General features: G+C 42.4%; 17 protein-coding genes. 6 read left to right on the top strand and 11 right to left on the bottom strand.

Going from position 1 to position 15,953, the window contains the following annotated elements; translation table 11 throughout:
• Positions 1-241 precede the first annotated feature (241 nt).
• The 9 genes from QYC40_RS10775 to QYC40_RS10735 all read right to left on the bottom strand — a co-directional run bounded on the left by QYC40_RS10775 (position 242) and on the right by QYC40_RS10735 (position 8,592).
• Positions 242-2,593, bottom strand: coding sequence for a multicopper oxidase domain-containing protein (locus QYC40_RS10775; RefSeq protein ID WP_301990258.1), 2,352 nt, complete (start codon positions 2,591-2,593; stop codon positions 242-244).
• 41 nt (positions 2,594-2,634) lie between these two features.
• Positions 2,635-3,519, bottom strand: a complete 885-nt coding sequence (locus QYC40_RS10770) for a DUF3347 domain-containing protein (RefSeq protein ID WP_301990257.1) — start codon at positions 3,517-3,519, stop codon at positions 2,635-2,637.
• Between the two features lie 77 nt (positions 3,520-3,596).
• Positions 3,597-3,986 carry a hypothetical protein gene (locus QYC40_RS10765; RefSeq protein ID WP_301990256.1) on the bottom strand — a complete coding sequence of 130 codons (390 nt, stop codon included), beginning with the start codon at positions 3,984-3,986 and terminating at the stop codon, positions 3,597-3,599.
• A 50-nt stretch (positions 3,987-4,036) separates the two neighbouring features.
• Entirely contained in the window at positions 4,037-4,645 is a 609-nt protein-coding gene (locus QYC40_RS10760; RefSeq protein ID WP_301990255.1) for a methyltransferase domain-containing protein, read from the bottom strand.
• A gap of 86 nt (positions 4,646-4,731) precedes the next feature.
• Positions 4,732-5,946, bottom strand: a complete 1,215-nt coding sequence (locus tag QYC40_RS10755) for a metalloprotease family protein (RefSeq protein WP_301990254.1) — start codon at positions 5,944-5,946, stop codon at positions 4,732-4,734.
• Positions 5,947-5,954: 8 nt separating this feature from the next.
• The gene (locus QYC40_RS10750) at positions 5,955-6,392 is read right to left on the bottom strand and encodes a GNAT family N-acetyltransferase (RefSeq protein WP_301990253.1); all 438 of its coding nucleotides are present in this window, start codon (positions 6,390-6,392) and stop codon (positions 5,955-5,957) included.
• A 20-nt stretch (positions 6,393-6,412) separates the two neighbouring features.
• Complete coding sequence (locus QYC40_RS10745) at positions 6,413-7,522, bottom strand: DUF695 domain-containing protein (protein ID WP_301990252.1); 1,110 nt, start codon at positions 7,520-7,522, stop codon at positions 6,413-6,415.
• A 195-nt stretch (positions 7,523-7,717) separates the two neighbouring features.
• Positions 7,718-8,122 (bottom strand): DUF5606 domain-containing protein, encoded by a 405-nt coding sequence (locus tag QYC40_RS10740; protein ID WP_149526659.1) that lies wholly within the window; start codon positions 8,120-8,122, stop codon positions 7,718-7,720.
• 11 nt (positions 8,123-8,133) lie between these two features.
• A complete protein-coding gene (locus QYC40_RS10735; protein ID WP_149526658.1) occupies positions 8,134-8,592 on the bottom strand; it encodes a peptidylprolyl isomerase in 459 nt (152 codons plus the stop codon).
• A 150-nt stretch (positions 8,593-8,742) separates the two neighbouring features.
• On the opposite strand from QYC40_RS10735, the gene radC reads away from it, so the two are divergent.
• Entirely contained in the window at positions 8,743-9,432 is a 690-nt protein-coding gene (gene radC / locus QYC40_RS10730; protein ID WP_301990251.1) for a DNA repair protein RadC, read from the top strand.
• Between the two features lie 83 nt (positions 9,433-9,515).
• Positions 9,516-10,229, top strand: coding sequence for a pirin family protein (locus tag QYC40_RS10725; RefSeq protein WP_301990250.1), 714 nt, complete (start codon positions 9,516-9,518; stop codon positions 10,227-10,229).
• 124 nt (positions 10,230-10,353) lie between these two features.
• Here the strand turns inward: QYC40_RS10725 and QYC40_RS10720 are convergent, their stop codons facing one another.
• A complete protein-coding gene (locus QYC40_RS10720) occupies positions 10,354-11,763 on the bottom strand; it encodes an alkaline phosphatase (protein WP_301990249.1) in 1,410 nt (469 codons plus the stop codon).
• A 132-nt stretch (positions 11,764-11,895) separates the two neighbouring features.
• Here QYC40_RS10720 and QYC40_RS10715 point away from each other — a divergent pair, with 132 nt between their 5' ends.
• Complete coding sequence (locus QYC40_RS10715; protein ID WP_301990248.1) at positions 11,896-13,239, top strand: OmpA family protein; 1,344 nt, start codon at positions 11,896-11,898, stop codon at positions 13,237-13,239.
• 112 nt (positions 13,240-13,351) lie between these two features.
• On the top strand, positions 13,352-13,660 hold the full coding sequence (locus tag QYC40_RS10710) for a hypothetical protein (protein WP_301990247.1): 309 nt from the start codon (positions 13,352-13,354) through the stop codon (positions 13,658-13,660).
• 232 nt (positions 13,661-13,892) lie between these two features.
• Here QYC40_RS10710 and QYC40_RS10705 read toward each other — a convergent pair whose 3' ends face one another.
• Positions 13,893-14,426 carry a lipocalin family protein gene (locus QYC40_RS10705; RefSeq protein WP_301990246.1) on the bottom strand — a complete coding sequence of 178 codons (534 nt, stop codon included), beginning with the start codon at positions 14,424-14,426 and terminating at the stop codon, positions 13,893-13,895.
• 77 nt (positions 14,427-14,503) lie between these two features.
• Between QYC40_RS10705 and QYC40_RS10700 the strand changes: the two genes are divergently transcribed.
• Both QYC40_RS10700 and QYC40_RS10695 read left to right on the top strand, forming a co-directional pair.
• Entirely contained in the window at positions 14,504-14,965 is a 462-nt protein-coding gene (locus QYC40_RS10700) for a DUF4268 domain-containing protein (protein ID WP_301990245.1), read from the top strand.
• A 7-nt stretch (positions 14,966-14,972) separates the two neighbouring features.
• Positions 14,973-15,764, top strand: coding sequence for a S1/P1 nuclease (locus QYC40_RS10695; RefSeq protein ID WP_301990244.1), 792 nt, complete (start codon positions 14,973-14,975; stop codon positions 15,762-15,764).
• Positions 15,765-15,953: the final 189 nt, after the last annotated feature.

The following is a 15,953-nucleotide window of genomic DNA, read 5'->3' as shown; positions in this document are numbered from 1 at the left end:
GTTTGAATATAAATTTTACTTCCGGTTAATTAATTTGTTAATGTAAATCTAAGGTGCTTTTTTAGTCAGGACAATATATTTTATCAAAATACCTAAAATGTGGTATATGCTTTTGGTATTCGAGAGAATAGCAGCTTGTAGGATAGAAAGGGGAGCTAGGCTGTTGAGCCTATTCATTTTTGGAACGACATAACAAGTGAAGCCGCCCTGAAAAGGCGGCCTCGCTATGTTTATGGAACTATTAGTAGTTAAGAGACAGTCCGACGCCGAATCCCATATCAGAGTCGTAATGCGTTCTAACACCGACATGGCGAGTAATGATATATCTTAGATCGGCCATATATTCCTTATCGGAGTTGACCATAAATCCACCCCTCAATCTTTTGGAGAGTGGAATATCTTCACGCATAAGCTGTAGCCTCACATTTCCATCGTGGTAGAGCTCGGCTTGAAAGCGTATCAACATCGGCAAGGTATAAACAAAGCCCGCCGAGAAGAGCGCTCTTTCATTTTTACTGTTCGTTTGCCCGAAGATATTGGTTTCGGGGCCATGCTCTTTCATGTTTCTATAGCGCCAGTCGAAACCAATAAATGGCATAAACCATTGCATACGATCGACGAAGCGTCCTAGATGAGTTTCTACTTCATAGCCGTGCATGTCCTGGTAGCCCAATCTCCACTCGGAGGTTAACTGCCAACGCGCATTGTGCAGCATCAGTTCGCCATCGTTTCCGTTAGTTGCGAAATCGTTTTGAATCATAAAATGCGGCATGTTGCTCTCGCGCTGTAGCATGCGATAGGCTTTCTCCTTGTTCGGTAGTTTCGGGTTATCAGGCTGTCCTTCCGTGCTGAACACCCTGTTCATGCCCGCCATCATGTGGTATAAAATATGGCAATGGAAGAACCAGTCGCCATGTACATTCGATTCGAACTCGATGGTGTCTGTCTCCATCGGCATAATGTCCAACACATTTTTTAGTGGCGCGTAATCTCCCTGTCCATTCAACACACGAAAGTCATGACCATGCAGGTGCATAGGATGGCGCATCATGGAATTGTTGTATAAGATAATTCGCAGAGCTTCCCCTTTTTTGATAGGGATTTTGTCAACTTCGGATAGCACTTTATTGTCTAAACTCCAGACATAGCGGTTCATATTCCCAGTCAATTCAAACTTCAGCTCTCTAACCGGGGTTCCTTCTGGAAATTTAGTTGAATGGGGCGAGCGCAGCATTCCGTAATTTAAAGTGACAATATCGCTGTTTTGATGTTGCGCATGTGGGGCCGCCGTGTCAGACTGCCCATGCTTTGTCATATTTTGATGGCCAGTATGCGCCTCTTTTTGCTCCCCATGATTCATTCCTTGATGCTCCTGATGAGCTTTGTCCTCTTTCTTCTCAGCTGGGGAATGATCCATGTTTTGATGACCTCCATGCTGCATAGCTTTCCCCTCCATTTCTGGATACATGACGCTGTTCATATCCATGCGCTGCATAGACATCTTCATCCCCATATCGTCCAGATCGCCGTTCATCTTCATCATGTCGTTCATCATTTTCATCCCCTCGAAATACTTCAACTTGGGAAGCGGAGCGACTAGTTGCTTAACGCCTGATCCCAGGTAGATTGATGCGTTTTTTGTTCTGTCCTCTGCTGTCGCCATAAACTCATAAGCGAAACCATCCTCCGGAATCTCAACGATGACATCGTAGGTTTCCGAAACAGCTATCAACAGCCTATCAACTTTAACGGGCTCAACATCATTGCCATCATTCGCTACTACGGTAATCTTTCCTCCAGCATAGGTTAGCCAAAAGTAGGAGGATGCTCCCGCGTTGATAACGCGCAGCCTGACCTTATCGCCCGCTTTGAAATCTGATAGCGACTGTTCGCTGCTGCCATTAATGAGAAAGCGGTCGTAGTAGACATCGCTGACATCCATCGCTAGCATGCGCTTCCATTCATTGGTTACTTTAGTCTTAAAGTGACCTTCTTTGATGGCTTCTGCATAACTCTGTGTCGCGTTCTTTTTAATCGCAAACCAATCATTGGCATTGTGCAGCATGCGATGTACATTGTCGGGATTGAGGTCTGTCCATTCGCTTAGCATAATGGGAATGGTAGGCAGATCGTCAATTCCTTTGCGATTGTCCTGATCATCTTCGCGCTTTTTCAGAATCATAGCACCATACATCCCAATCTGCTCCTGCATGCCAGTATGGCTATGATACCAATGTGTACCGTTCTGAATAATCGGGAATCGGTAGATGTAAGTGCTCTTTGCTTTTATTGGCATCTGCGTGAGGAAAGGCACGCCGTCTTCGGGGTTGGGAAGATAGACGCCATGCCAGTGCATCGAGGTGGGCTCGTCCATTTCGTTATGCACGTGGATCTCCGCTGTGTCGCCCTCGGTAAAGGTCAGCGTAGGCATGGGGATCATCCCATTGACCGCTATAGCGCGCTTCTCCTTGCCACTATAATTGACCAGTGTATCCTTCACATACAAGTCGTACCTGACAACCTTTTGCGCCATAGCGGAAAAGCTGAAAAGTAGGAGTATGCTAAGGATGTTATATATTCTTAGCTTTTTCATAGAAATCCTTAGAAATAAAATAAATTACCTGTGCTTTAGTTTTAGATTTTTTCTTTTACTTCGCCACAGTTCATCATTTTAGATCCGAAATAAGGATTCTTGATGGCATCTTCTGCACTTAGCCAATAGGCACCCTTGTTATTGTTTGCCATCGGACAGAACTGCCAATACAATGCCGTTGAAGCCTTTGATGCTTTAGCCAAGGGGTACAGATGATTGGATAATGCCATGAAGCTATTACGTTGTTTCGCAATATCGTTGGACTTCTCAATTGCTGTTGCTTCCGTCTGTATTCCCTTCATCACTTTCATCCACACTTCATGTTCCTCATGTGCTAGCTTGCCCATTTCAACCTTGCCAACGGATGCGGTTAATGCTTTTGCGGCGGTCGCTGCTGCTTTCGTGTCAGTTGCTACCAAGGCGTTCTTCACTGCGAGATAGTTCTCGAAAATAGCTGCTAACTGCGCATTTGCACTTATTTTGCCAGCTTGCTGGCTGTGATCCATATTGGCATGTTCCTTAGCGGAAGCTTTATGTTGACTATGATCCATCGCCTGATGTTCACTATGGTCAGCCTTGGCTACCGTATGGTCGCGCTCGTACAAGCAACATTCGTGAAGTTTTGCATACACTTCATCCGGCGCACGGAACGCTTGGTTGTCATATCCGGCTTGAGCAATTCTTTTCAGAATGGCTTCTTCGGAAGTTTTATCAGGATTGTAGGTGAGAACAGCCTGATGGGTATCTTCATCCCATTCAGCTTTGGAGACCTTCGGCTCGTATGCCGCAGCTTCGATAGTTTTCTTGCACATTGCACAGTTGCCGTTGATTTCAACTCTGCTCGTTTTTGCGTTCTTAATCTGTGCATTGACAGATAGGGAAGATATAATGATGATAGAGGCTAAAAATGCCTTAAGATTTTTCATTTCAAGTATTTTTAAATAGACAATTGACAAGCATTATTTATGCTTGCAGATTAATTAACCAATAAAAGTGTGATTGATTAGCCTATTTTAGGAGGAATAAAAATACTGGAGAATCCATTAGAAACAACAAACTGTTGTATTTCTGTGATTTGGATATTCAATGTATAGGATGGGATTTCGAATTCGAATAAGAAATTACCAAGCTGCAAATGCCCAATCATGGGGGTAGCACAACAACAGAACCCTTTGCCGGCACAGCCCATCGGACGCTCAGTCGAACTACTGCTTTCCTTTGAGTGCTCAGCATCCTCATGACAACAGGTATGCTTTTCAGCTTGCTTATGTTCACTACTTTGATGTTCGCAATGTTGTGTCTCCTCTTTTTCATGAGGAACCTCACACGCTAGCCCGAGCGATGGAATAAACATCGCGAGCACGAGTAGGCCTATGAGAAACAACGATTTCATGTATACAGTAAACAGCGTCTTATCTAAAAAGTTTTATTTGTCGGGCAGAACTACTTTTTTATCAAATTTATAAATAATTCCGAACCCTGCCGCGGTTGAATACTATTGTAGCAAGCCTCCATTTTGTGGATATCGAAATAAGCTGCAAAGGCAGGGTGATATTCAGCGATATGCCCACCAAAAGGAGGTCCTTCTTTTTCAAAATCAATATTGAATAATACCCCGACTAATCGTCCGGATGGTTTTAGCAGCGATGCCATCTTCTGTATGTATTGCGGCCGCAAGCTAGGGTCTATCGCGCAGAAGAAGGTCTGCTCTAGGATCAGATCATACGATTCATCAAGCTCGAAGAAATTCCCCAATATAACCTTTACCTCAGGATTGTCTTTAAATTTTTCTTGCGCATTAGCCACAGCGATTGGGGCAATGTCGATTAGGGTAATATTCGAAAATCCCTTAGCTATCAGATGGGAAGCCTCGTAAGCATTTCCACAGCCTGGAATTAGGATAGCGATGTCCTTATCGGTTAGCCCATCAATATATTGCGTGAGTGCAGGCGAGGCATAACCTATATCCCAACCCGTCTGTCGATTTTCCCAACGTGCATTCCAGAAAGACTGAGTAGCATGTGGATCTCTTAATTCCTTATTCCCTTCCATAGTGACTGATGTTGATGCCAAATTATCAATATTTTGCGAGAAGTAAATCGACCTACTGTCATTTCTTGAACACAAAAATGCTGCTACTAATGCTTTTGAAAAAGCATCACCGTATGTTTATCGTTGGCATCGTAGGGGATAATCGTCGATTTGAACAGTTTGAAACCTCTAATTTTTAATTCTTTCTGCAATTCTCTTTCGCGATGGAAGTAAAATTTTACACTTCCCAAAGGGTTGCTCTTGACTTCCGGTGTTGCCGGATCACCCTCCACGAAAGATAGGTAGAGTAAGCCTTTGCTATTCAATTTTTCTGCAGCGTCGTCTAGAAATTGTTCTGTTTCGGATGCATTGAGGTAGGGGATACAGAAACCTGCTATGACAGCATCGAATTCACCATTCAAGATGCTGATCGCACGCGCATCCAATAAATAAAACTCGCCCGTAGGCACATGCTTTCTTGCGATCTCCAACATATTCTCTGCGATATCAATTCCAACAATTTGTAAGGATGGATAATATTTCAGCAAGTATCGCGCTATATTCCCGGGGCCACAGCCTACATCAAGTATCCGACCTTGCTTATTAGGGAGATGCTTTAAAAGTTCATCATAAGTGCTGTTATAAATATCCATATCCATGAACTTGCTCTTATAGATGTCGGCGATATTGTTCCAGGTATCGAAGGTTTCAGATTTATCTTCTAATTCTTTCTTCTCTGTCAGAATATAACAACCAGCCTCACTAGGATGATCCAGTACCAAACTCTCCGGATCCTCCTTTCGGACGAGGTTGATGATCATCGCATCACCAATAGCAACGAGTGTGAAAATAATGGCAAGCATGAGTAGTGTTGGGCTGCCGATTGCGATAGCGACGATTGCCGGCAAAACGCCCATGAGTAAACCCGGCATAGCCGCACCAATCATATAATGTTTGAGTTTTAATGGCTCGGTACAATGGCAATAGGGCGTAAGCATCTTTTTCAGAATTCCATATTTCATGGCCTTATGCCCGCCTTTCGCAAAGATGCTCCAGGTCAATCCATGTATCGCTTCATGAATGACAATCCCAACGATCAATATCAAGAAAAAGCCTATGCCGTTTAAAACCGCTGTACCAGATCCCATGCTGTTCAATGTCTGTTTTATCGAATCTTTCGTAAGCTGATCCGACCAGATCAGCACGTAAGGCACGATGTAAACGAGTGCAATCGGAAACACAGCCAGACAGCCGAGTGTGTTTGCTTTTACTAAGTCAATAATGCGCTTTTTCTGATGATATTTCGATAGGTCGATTTCCATAAATTTAATTAGTGTTCTTGATAGACCATATAGATCATGTCAATGCCCGGCGCCCAATAGTCTTTGTGCTGCTCCTTAATTTTGAAGCCGTTCTTTTCATAAAAACCATAAGCAAATTGAGAAGTACGGACAATTATTCTTCGTATGTTACCCTGTTCTTTAATTCTTTCCAATCGGTGTTGCAGCAACTTTTTCCCTATCCCAGTCCCATGCATAGAGGCGTCGACAAAGTCCCAACTGAAGTAAGCATCCTGTTCCTTGTAGTTGATCCCACCGGCGGCAACAATACAATCACCTTGTTCTACCACGTAATATTCTTCGATTTCATGGAATAAGTAGGTTTTCAAATCATCATATTCCTCAGGAGCGAAATAGGCAGGAATATTAGTGCTTAACAAAGCTAATACTTCGGAAAGATCGGTGTGCTGATAGGGTCTGATTAACATTTCTAATGTTTTAATGTAGATTAAATTTCGCCATTAAACTTATCGAAGCTACGCCAGTATTTGTCTTTGTAGATATCGAATTCTATACGGAAATGTTCTGCATATTTTATAGTCATCTCTTCCATCACGCGCGAAGGTTTCCTGAATTCCCGACAGGCGAAATTTATTTCGCGAAGCCCATTTCCTGTCTCTCGAATGAGATTGATGTAACCATCAACATCCTTTAAACGATCCATCAATTCCACTTCCAGATCTTCCATCAGTTTGTAGATTTTATCGTTTGGCAGACCTGTTTCCGGATCGGCATCATAATGAACCATGATTACGAGGATCCAGGGATGTGAAGCCTTGTGGTCCCAATTGAGGAGGGTATGGTTGACGATTGCAAAGATAGGCATGCCATTTTCTAGTTCTCCCTCGTAAGAACCATAGTGATCATCTTTGGAATAATGGGTAATGTCGGTGTAACGCTCTACAAATTCCTTTTCGCGCCAAAGTAAGTAGGCATCAAGCTTTTCTATAGGTATCAGCTCGGTGATATCATCGCCCGGCCCTCTTACCCGCATATTGTCGATCATGGTAATAGACTTTAACTCGCCAAGCGCGTTGTCTAAATAAATACATACGCCATTGAAGATGTCATCGTGATCTTTCTCATCGTAGTCGTCATAGACAGCCATAATATCAATTTCATCCGGAAATTCAGGATGTTCCACCGGGTAGAATTGTATATTCTTGTTACTGAAGTCTCGTCCAAACATCTTGACACCAAAGCCTTCCACATCGCTAGCTTGCTTCAAAGCGACAAACTGCCACTTCTCTACCTGCGGAGCTTCCTTTACCAAATCTTCCACAAAGGCGATATTGCGTATTATCGCATCCGGCGTAAAGGTAAGTTCAGCAATATTCGATTCTTTGTTGATGCCCACCAAAAAGAAGATGCGTTCATGCAGTTTATAGAGCTGGTCGGCAAGTGGACTGAAGAATTTATTCTCAATATCAGTTCCTTCGTCAATCGCGCGGTAGAATAAATCAGCATGGCGTTCAAACCATTTCCAAAAATCTGCAATTGTTGCTATAGGACTGTCATCGGAATAGTTGCTCTCGAAAAGCTTCTCAAATACGCTCATTACCTCTTGTTTAGTGCTAATTGACATCAATTTAATAAGAATACGCGGATAATTAAATTCTATCTCATAATTACCCTCATATCTTTCAATTTTGCTCCCCAACCTATCAAGGATGAAAGTTCTCGGCTAGATCGAAAACAGATCATGCAAAAAAAAGCACCTCCTCGGAGGTGCTTTCGTGTATGCTTATACTGCTTATGCTAAAGGAGCAGGTGCTTCTTCTTCAAACAATGGCAATTCTTTGATGATATGGTACCAAGTAATCACTTTTTTGATATCTGAAGAGTACACTCTCTGTTCGTCATGACCTGGAGCTACCTCTCTAAAGAAGTTTCTCAATGTATCGCCATCCGCTTTTGCATCAGGTGTATTTCCATCATTCGCTTTGATTGCTTCGAAAACATCGATCAAACGGATCTCATCATCTTCACCATAAATAGTGATGTCTTCCAATGTCGCCATCTTGGTTGTCGACAAGTTAACTACCGATTTAATCTTTGCTTTATCTAAAGTTTCTAGAATGAAGCCACCTTTATTCTGTCCGATTAACTTAAATAATCCTGGTTTTCCAGTTACGGAAACTAATCCTCTTAAATTCATCTTTCTCTTTATTAATCTTCAATAACTTCAATACCTAAGATACGATCGCCTTGACGGATATCGTCTACCACATCTACATTCTCGATTACTTTACCAAAACAAGTGTGGTTTCTGTCTAAGTGTGCCGTATTGTTGCGGCTATGGCAGATAAAAAATTGTGATCCACCGGTATTGCGACCAGCATGTGCCATAGATAATACACCGCGGTCGTGGTATTGGTTATTTCCGTCTAATTCGCAGTCAATTTTGTAACCCGGACCACCAGTACCTGGCATTCCTGTTGCACCTTCGCGTGTATTCGGACAACCACCTTGGATTACGAAATCATTGATGACGCGGTGAAACGTTAATCCATCGTAATATCCTGATTTAGCCAATTTAATAAAGTTCGCTACTGTATTCGGTGCATCTTCTGTGTAAAATTGCACAGTCATATCACCTTTTTCTGTTTTGATAATTGCTTTACTCATAAGTTCAATTCATTCGAAAAATATTTACAAAGATAAGGTTTTAGGCTAAAATAGGAAGTTATCCGTTTAAGATGTTGATATTGAATGTATTTAAGTCTAATTGAATTCGTATATTTATAAGGAATCGATTGTTAATCAAACAGATATCACATGGTTCAAAAAATGGTCATCCGCGAATGGGCAGAAGCCGATCGACCGAGAGAAAAACTACTTGAACGAGGCCGTCGGGCAGTAACTGATGCCGAGCTGTTAGCTATCGTTATCGGCTCTGGCTCTCGAACAGAAACAGCCGTCGAACTTTGTAAGCGGCTTCTGGCGAGTGTAAATCATAATCTTCTTCAACTCTCCAAACTCGAGGTGCACGACCTCTGCCAATACAAGGGTATAGGTGAAGCGAAAGCAATCAGCATTATTGCGGCCTTGGAGCTGGGACGTCGTCGACAAGAAACCCTACAGACCGACATTCCTATCCTCAATTCCAGTAAGCTGGTCTACGAGTTCTTCCGCTCAAAACTGCAGGATTTACCCCATGAAGAGTTCTGGACGATTTATCTCAATACCGCATGCAAAGTGGTCGATACACAGTTGATAGGACGTGGCGGAAATGATTTTACGCCGGTTGACATTCGAACGATCTTTCGCTTCGCCCTGCTCAATAAAGCCCATTCCGTTATTCTGGCACATAATCATCCTTCCGGCACTCTGAAAGCCAGTGATACCGATATGAAGATTACCCAAAAGATTGTCCGTGCTGCCGAGTTGATCGATATCCGCGTCCATGACCATCTAATTTTCACCGACAGTGCCTACCTAAGCTTTCGCGATGAAGGATTACTATAACCTTTGAAATTCTTATCCTACATCAATGCCCCAGCAAACTCTTTTGTTCAAATTTGCGTTATCAAATAAGAAGGATTCAAATTATGGCAAAGTATATTTATCACGAAGCAGATTCAAGAGGCGATGCAAACCACGGTTGGTTGCACTCCAGACATACATTTAGTTTTGGAGGATATATGGACGCAGAGCGCATGAACTTCGGAGTACTGCGCGTACTGAACGACGACTATGTATCTGGTGGGATGGGATTCGGAAGACATCCACATAGCAATATGGAAATTATCTCGATTCCATTAGAAGGCGAGCTTGCACATAACGATAGCATGGGCAATGGTTCGGTCATCAAACCTGGCGATATCCAAGTCATGAGTGCCGGAACAGGTATCGAGCATAGCGAATACAACCATTCGGAAGTAGACCCTGTGAAATTCTTGCAGATCTGGGTTATCCCCAACAAGCAGAATGTGGAGCCACGCTACGATCAGCAAGCAATCGACAAAGAGAAAGCACACAATAATTTCTTACAAATCTTATCACCAAGTGCCGACGACGAAGGCGTATGGATCCATCAGAACGCTTGGTTCCACCTCGCAGCATTCGACGCAGGATACACCCGCGAATACGTATTGAAAAATCCCAATAACGGTCTCTATGTTTTCGTGCTAAAAGGAGATATCGAAGTCGGTAGCCAGTTGATGCATAGCCGCGATGGCCTAGGCATTATGGGCGAGAAGCATGTGTCTATCAAGGCTAGCACCAATGCAGAGTTTTTGTTGATGGAAGTGCCGGTGGGGTAGTAGTAGTTAGTATTTAGTAGTTAGTATTTAGACCTATGCTGGCCTACTAAATAAAATAGTTAGTACTTAGTGTTAAAACGATCTGTCCAGGTCTTAATACTAAGTACTAACTACTAAATACTACCTAAAATTCCCAACCAGCAACTTTGCCCAATGTTCTTGGGATATCTACATTGTCCATTTTGCGGCTGAAGTTTTCAGCGCCTACACCGATGGCATAAACCGGAATGTAAGCTGCGGAGTGGCTTCCTGAAGCCCAACTGATAGAAGATGCTTTGTTTAATGCGTTGATTGCAAGGGATGCGATTTTATCGTTGTTCGCGTATAAGCTTTTTGCTGTTTCGTTTTGGTGATTGACGAAGCTTTTCTCATAGGCTGCGAAGATTTCTTTCTCTTCCTTTTCGCCCACTTTCACGTTCGTCCATAGGCCTGTTTGTTCGCTCAATAGGGCTTTCACCTGTTCCCAAGCTGCGCTATTGTTTTTCTCACGAAGCGCATTGATCTTTGTGGAAAGCGCTTCTTGCGAAATCTTCTGATTCTTGATGTTATTGATACGAAGCGTAGAACCACCGTTGCCAACACCCATACCACCGGTTTCGTGGTCAGCAGTAACAATGATTAATGTTTCCTCTGGATGTTTTTGATAAAAATCATAAGCTTTCTGAACGGCTTTGTTGAAGTCGATCACTTCCTGGATGGCTGCCGCGCCATCGTTCGAGTGGCAAGCCCAATCGATCTTTCCACCTTCAACCATTAAGAAGAATCCTTGGTTTCCTTGGCTCAAAGTTTTAATTGCTGCTTCGGTAATGTTCGCAAGGTTCATATCGTTTGCTTCCTGATCGATCGCAAATTTTAACGATACAGGCGAAGTTCCTTGATTGTTCATCAAGATCAACTTGTTCTGTCCGCTTTTTACTTTGTTGAAATCATTCATCCCATAAAGCATGGTGTAGCCCGCTTTTTCTAATTGCGGAATCAAAGGTGCTACTTTTTCACCTTTCGCGTTGGTCTCAGGTTTTAAGAATCCAGAACCGGCGAAGAAGTCGAAATTAGATTTAATAATATCTTGACCGATCTCATAATACATGTCGCGGTCTTTTTGATTCGCAAAGAATGATGCAGGTGTTGCATGGTCGATACTAACGCTAGTTGTAATACCTACCTTCATGCCTTTTTTCTTCGCTTTGTAGGCGATACTTTCATATGCTTTCACACCAGCGCTATCCATACCGATCACGCCGTTCTTGGTTTTATAACCTACGGCTAAAGCGGTACCACCAGCACCCGAATCCGTTACGCCATGCGATAAAGAGTGCGATGTGGCGTGGGTTGCGTAGGGGAAAGTGCTGAATACCATCGGCACCGTACTATTCTTATTTTGCTGGCTCGCTAAAAACACCTCGGCAGCTTGTACTTGGTTTAAGCCCATTCCATCACCAATCAGATAGAAAATATACTTCGGTTGTTTCTGTCCAAAGCTTAATCCGACGCATAAAACAAACGCAAAGAAAAAGCTTATACTTTTTTTGATCATGTGTAATAATATTTGATTTTTTTCAAAAATACGGTTAGGATGTTAATATAAGGTTAATTTAATAATGTGTCTTCATGCAAACAAAAATATTACACTGCTTGTTAGTTCAACATATCAATTTATATAAACAGTATGGAAAATAGTTTATTAACAACCGCTCGGTCATATTTTAATGATCAGGTCTTCGACAACCTAGCCGCAAAGCACGGCGAGTCGTCAGACAACGTTCGCAAAGGTTTAGACGCCGTAATTCCTTCTTTATTTCTCGGATTGCAGAGCAAATCTCCGTCGGAGCAAAGTGGAATTTTCGATGTATTAAAGCAATATTTTTCACAGATAAATTTTTCAGATCTGGGTTCCGTGTGGAACAGAGTGGATAATGATCCCGCAGATGCTGAGAAAGGATCGCACTTGATCTCTTCCATTTTTGGTGGAGGCTTAGATCAGGTGATCGCCACAATTTCAGGATTCCTACACACAAATGGTAGCTCGGTTATGCAGCTCTTCAAAACAGCATTGCCTGGCGTTATCGGAGCCCTAACAAAGAATGGTACCGATTGGGATACGAGCCGTATCGCAGGATTGTTGGACAATAATAAGTCTGATTTCTTGGCAGCATTGCCTTCCGGATTAAATTTAGGCGTGTTGGGCTCTTCACTGCTATCGCAACCAGGCGTTGTGGAGGGAAGACCGGTAACACCGCCTTCAGAGCGTGAGCCTATCATTGACCCGGTTAGAGATGTAGTCGTAGATGATCCTTTTGTTCCACCGGTAACACGTATGGAAAACCGCGTCGAAGATCGCCCGGTAGCACATATTCGTGAGGAGGAGCGTAAAAAAGGCGGTGGCTTATGGTGGTTATTAATTCCATTATTGCTGCTGTTATTATGGTTCTTGTTTGGAAAAGGATGTAGCCGTGAAAATGAAACAGCGACAACGGATACCATTCCAGCGACAGTTGCTCCTGTGGATACCATCGTTGATACAGTGACAACGGCGCCAGTGCGCGAGTCGATCATGGTGACTCTACCGGACAATAGCACAATCAATGCTTATAAGGGCGGTATTGAAGATCAGCTAGTGGCATTCTTGAATAGCGATTACAAACAGTATTCGGAGGATCAGCTTAAAGACCGTTGGTTCGACTTTGATAACTTAAACTTTGAAACCGGAACTTCTAAAATCACTGCCGAAAGCCAAACACAATTGCAAAATCTTGCCGATATTTTGAAGGTTTATCCAGATGTAAAGGTGAAGATCGGTGGATATACAGATAAAACAGGCGATGAAGCTTTCAACTTGAAATTATCAGGCGAGCGTGCCGATGCTGTGAAAGCCATTTTAGATAGAATGGGCGTAGGAAACAGAGTCGTAGAAACGGAAGGCTATGGTTCTTCATTAGCGAAATATGAAGCTAATGCTCCAGAGTCTGACCGTATTAAAGACAGACGAGTATCAATCAGTGTTAGAAAATAAGTTAAGTTTTTTTCTAAATTAAATTGTCGGCGCACATATTCTTCGTTGAAGAATGGTGCGCCGATTTTTTTAAACCATTTTAAAACCTTGTACTAATCATTACTTTTGTGCTATGTTAACAGCTACCCAAAAGAATATGCTACAAGGGGATTTCGAAAAATTCCTTAGCCATCTCAGATCGCAAAAGAAGACCTTAACCTTCGAACTCTTTGGCGACTACGCTGGCTCGGTATTAAATTTCTACCTCGGGAGCTCACTCATCAGCCCCACAGAAAAATTGGAAGCCGCACAAGCCCTAACAGGCTTGTTCAACGCAGGCCTTAAAAATATAATCTCCCCAACAGACCTGATGGAAATAGCAGAAAGTATCGCCCAAGATACAACGCTAGAGTATGGGTTTATTCAGGGAATATTTGAATAGTAGTTAGTATTTAGTAGTTAGTATTTAGACCCATTTCCGCCCTAGGTCTAATTACTAACTACTAACTACTAAATACTACCCCATGTATAACCCTTTCAAACCCGCTCGCGAGCGGGTTTGAAAGGGTTATACATGGGGTTTACATTGGGTTTGAAAGGGCTTTAAGTCGAAGCATTCCTAAACGAAAAAAACCTGAGTATTTACCCAGGCTTTTTTTCTGAAGTTCATGATTCTATTCTTGTTCGGTCCAGACTAATTTGGAGGTGTCATATCCATGTGCCTGTGCGTAGGCTAGATAGGCTTCCTTGCGTTCTTTTGACATGGTTTTATTGCGCGACAGGAACCAGATATAGTCTAGGTTGTCTCCGAATATTAAGGCATCCTGGTAGTGTTCGTCGAGTTTGACAATGTTGTAGCCAGCGTAGAAGGGACCGAAGAAAGATACTTTAAGTGCACCGCGATTCTCTTCGTCCACAAATTTGGCTTTGCCAATGGATTGTTTATGTTTTCCCGTAGTGATGTTCACGCCTTGGTTGTTGACAAGGACGGTGCCGTCCTCATTCAAGGAATAATCTGCTGTGACGTTTTTTAAATTCTTTTCCCAACGGAAATCAAAACGTGCGATTTCATACCAACGCCCTAAATATTTCTGAAGATCAAATGGTTCAATAACGTCTACTTTTGACTTTACCGGGCGCAATAGATTGTAAACAACAGTACCTAATGCAACCGCCGAAAGTGCTATTAATGATTTCTTTTTGTCCATAGTTAAATTTAAGAAGAAAACAATTAGGAGACACAAAAGTTTAAATAGATTGCTAGTTTTGCAGAAAATTAACGGTATTGTATTCAAGAGAAGAAGCAAAGAGAATTCGGGAGTCCTTCTGGACAAGCTTTGGTCAGTATATGACGCCAATTGCTGGTGCAGACGGTTTAAAGGTCAATTGGATAAACTATAAGACGGGGATTAAGCATCTTTATTTTCGGATGGATGCTGACAACAAAAAAGCGCATATAGCGATTGAAATGGCGCACCCTGATGCGGGTATCCGTGCGTTGTTAATGGAGCAGTTTCGTCAATATCAAGTGGTATTGGAAGCTGAATTGGGGGAGGAATGGATTTGGGATGCGCATAGTTTTGATGATTATGGAAAGGAGACTGCGCGGATTTATACGGAACTCCCAAATGTTAGCGTATTTCGTCAAGAGGATTGGCCGGCATTGATCTCTTTTTTTAAGCCGCGCATTATCGCATTGGACAGCTTTTGGTCGGATGCGCAGTATGGATTTGAACTTTTTAAATAAATAGATAATGAAAACAGTAGCAAAGATCCTGTTATTATTTACCCTGTTGACGACGAGCCAGCAATTGTTTGCTTGGGGGATGACGGGGCACCGTGTTATTTCTGAGATCGCAGAAAAACACCTTACGCGAAAGGCAAAACGCAATATCGAGGCATTGATTGGAAAGCAAAAGATTGCATATTGGTCGAATTGGGCAGACTTTATCAAGTCCTCGCCCGATCCATTATTAAATTCTACAGGCTCATGGCATTTCTTGAATACCGCCGGAAACCTGAGTTTCGAAGAGTTCAATACGGCATTACAGAATTCGCCGGAGCAAAACTTGTATAAGGCATACGCAAAAGTTCGTGCACAGGTGAATGATAAGAGTCTGAGCGTTGCGCAAAGACGTGAAGCTCTTTATTACGTGATCCATCTATTGGGGGATGCACATCAGCCAATGCACGTCAGTCGTGCGGAGGATTTGGGAGGCAATAAGATCAATGTTACCTTCTTTGGCCGCCAGGGCAACATCCACCGTGTTTGGGATAGTGATTTAGTCGACAATGAGAAGTATTCTTTTACGGAATATGCTACGGTATTGGATTACGATAAGTCCTTCTTCAAGCAATATACCAATTCAACCTTTGAGCAGTGGTTGTATGAGTCGCATCAGCTTGCGAATGTGATTTACGATGATGTCGCGAAGCAAAACAAATTGTCGTACGATTATATCTTCCGTTTCAAAGATCCTATGGAAGCGTGCTTGCTAAAAGCAGGTTTGCGCCTGGCGAAGGAGCTTAATGATATTTTCGGTTAAGCGCTAGTTTAACCTTGTTTGGAAAGGCTATCCCGTTATGGGTAGCCTTTTTTTGTGTTCTTAATTTTTTGTAAAAGTAGCGATTAGCGCTTTGTTGTAGATGTTTTTAGATTAAAAAGTTTCTTTATTATGAAATTAATGTAAAATATTTTTTTAATAATTAATTTATAGTTTTTAATTTAGGGTAAC

The sequence above is a fragment of the Sphingobacterium sp. BN32 genome, from assembly GCF_030503615.1.
Classification (GTDB): Bacteria; Bacteroidota; Bacteroidia; order Sphingobacteriales; family Sphingobacteriaceae; genus Sphingobacterium.
Note: the sequence above shows the minus strand (reverse complement) of the source record. Positions and strands in the feature narration are given on the sequence as shown.

Excerpts from the sequence above, each read along its gene's own strand:
- QYC40_RS10775 (WP_301990258.1), bottom strand. The coding sequence starts at position 2,593 with ATGAAAAAGCTAAGAATATATAACATCCTTAGCATACTCCTACTTTTC.
- QYC40_RS10770 (WP_301990257.1), bottom strand. The coding sequence starts at position 3,519 with ATGAAAAATCTTAAGGCATTTTTAGCCTCTATCATCATTATATCTTCC.
- QYC40_RS10765 (WP_301990256.1), bottom strand. The coding sequence starts at position 3,986 with ATGAAATCGTTGTTTCTCATAGGCCTACTCGTGCTCGCGATGTTTATT.
- QYC40_RS10760 (WP_301990255.1), bottom strand. The coding sequence starts at position 4,645 with ATGGAAGGGAATAAGGAATTAAGAGATCCACATGCTACTCAGTCTTTC.
- QYC40_RS10755 (WP_301990254.1), bottom strand. The coding sequence starts at position 5,946 with ATGGAAATCGACCTATCGAAATATCATCAGAAAAAGCGCATTATTGAC.
- QYC40_RS10750 (WP_301990253.1), bottom strand. The coding sequence starts at position 6,392 with ATGTTAATCAGACCCTATCAGCACACCGATCTTTCCGAAGTATTAGCT.
- QYC40_RS10745 (WP_301990252.1), bottom strand. The coding sequence starts at position 7,522 with ATGAGCGTATTTGAGAAGCTTTTCGAGAGCAACTATTCCGATGACAGT.
- QYC40_RS10740 (WP_149526659.1), bottom strand. The coding sequence starts at position 8,122 with ATGAATTTAAGAGGATTAGTTTCCGTAACTGGAAAACCAGGATTATTT.
- QYC40_RS10735 (WP_149526658.1), bottom strand. The coding sequence starts at position 8,592 with ATGAGTAAAGCAATTATCAAAACAGAAAAAGGTGATATGACTGTGCAA.
- radC (WP_301990251.1), top strand. The coding sequence starts at position 8,743 with ATGGTTCAAAAAATGGTCATCCGCGAATGGGCAGAAGCCGATCGACCG.
- QYC40_RS10725 (WP_301990250.1), top strand. The coding sequence starts at position 9,516 with ATGGCAAAGTATATTTATCACGAAGCAGATTCAAGAGGCGATGCAAAC.
- QYC40_RS10720 (WP_301990249.1), bottom strand. The coding sequence starts at position 11,763 with ATGATCAAAAAAAGTATAAGCTTTTTCTTTGCGTTTGTTTTATGCGTC.
- QYC40_RS10715 (WP_301990248.1), top strand. The coding sequence starts at position 11,896 with ATGGAAAATAGTTTATTAACAACCGCTCGGTCATATTTTAATGATCAG.
- QYC40_RS10710 (WP_301990247.1), top strand. The coding sequence starts at position 13,352 with ATGTTAACAGCTACCCAAAAGAATATGCTACAAGGGGATTTCGAAAAA.
- QYC40_RS10705 (WP_301990246.1), bottom strand. The coding sequence starts at position 14,426 with ATGGACAAAAAGAAATCATTAATAGCACTTTCGGCGGTTGCATTAGGT.
- QYC40_RS10695 (WP_301990244.1), top strand. The coding sequence starts at position 14,973 with ATGAAAACAGTAGCAAAGATCCTGTTATTATTTACCCTGTTGACGACG.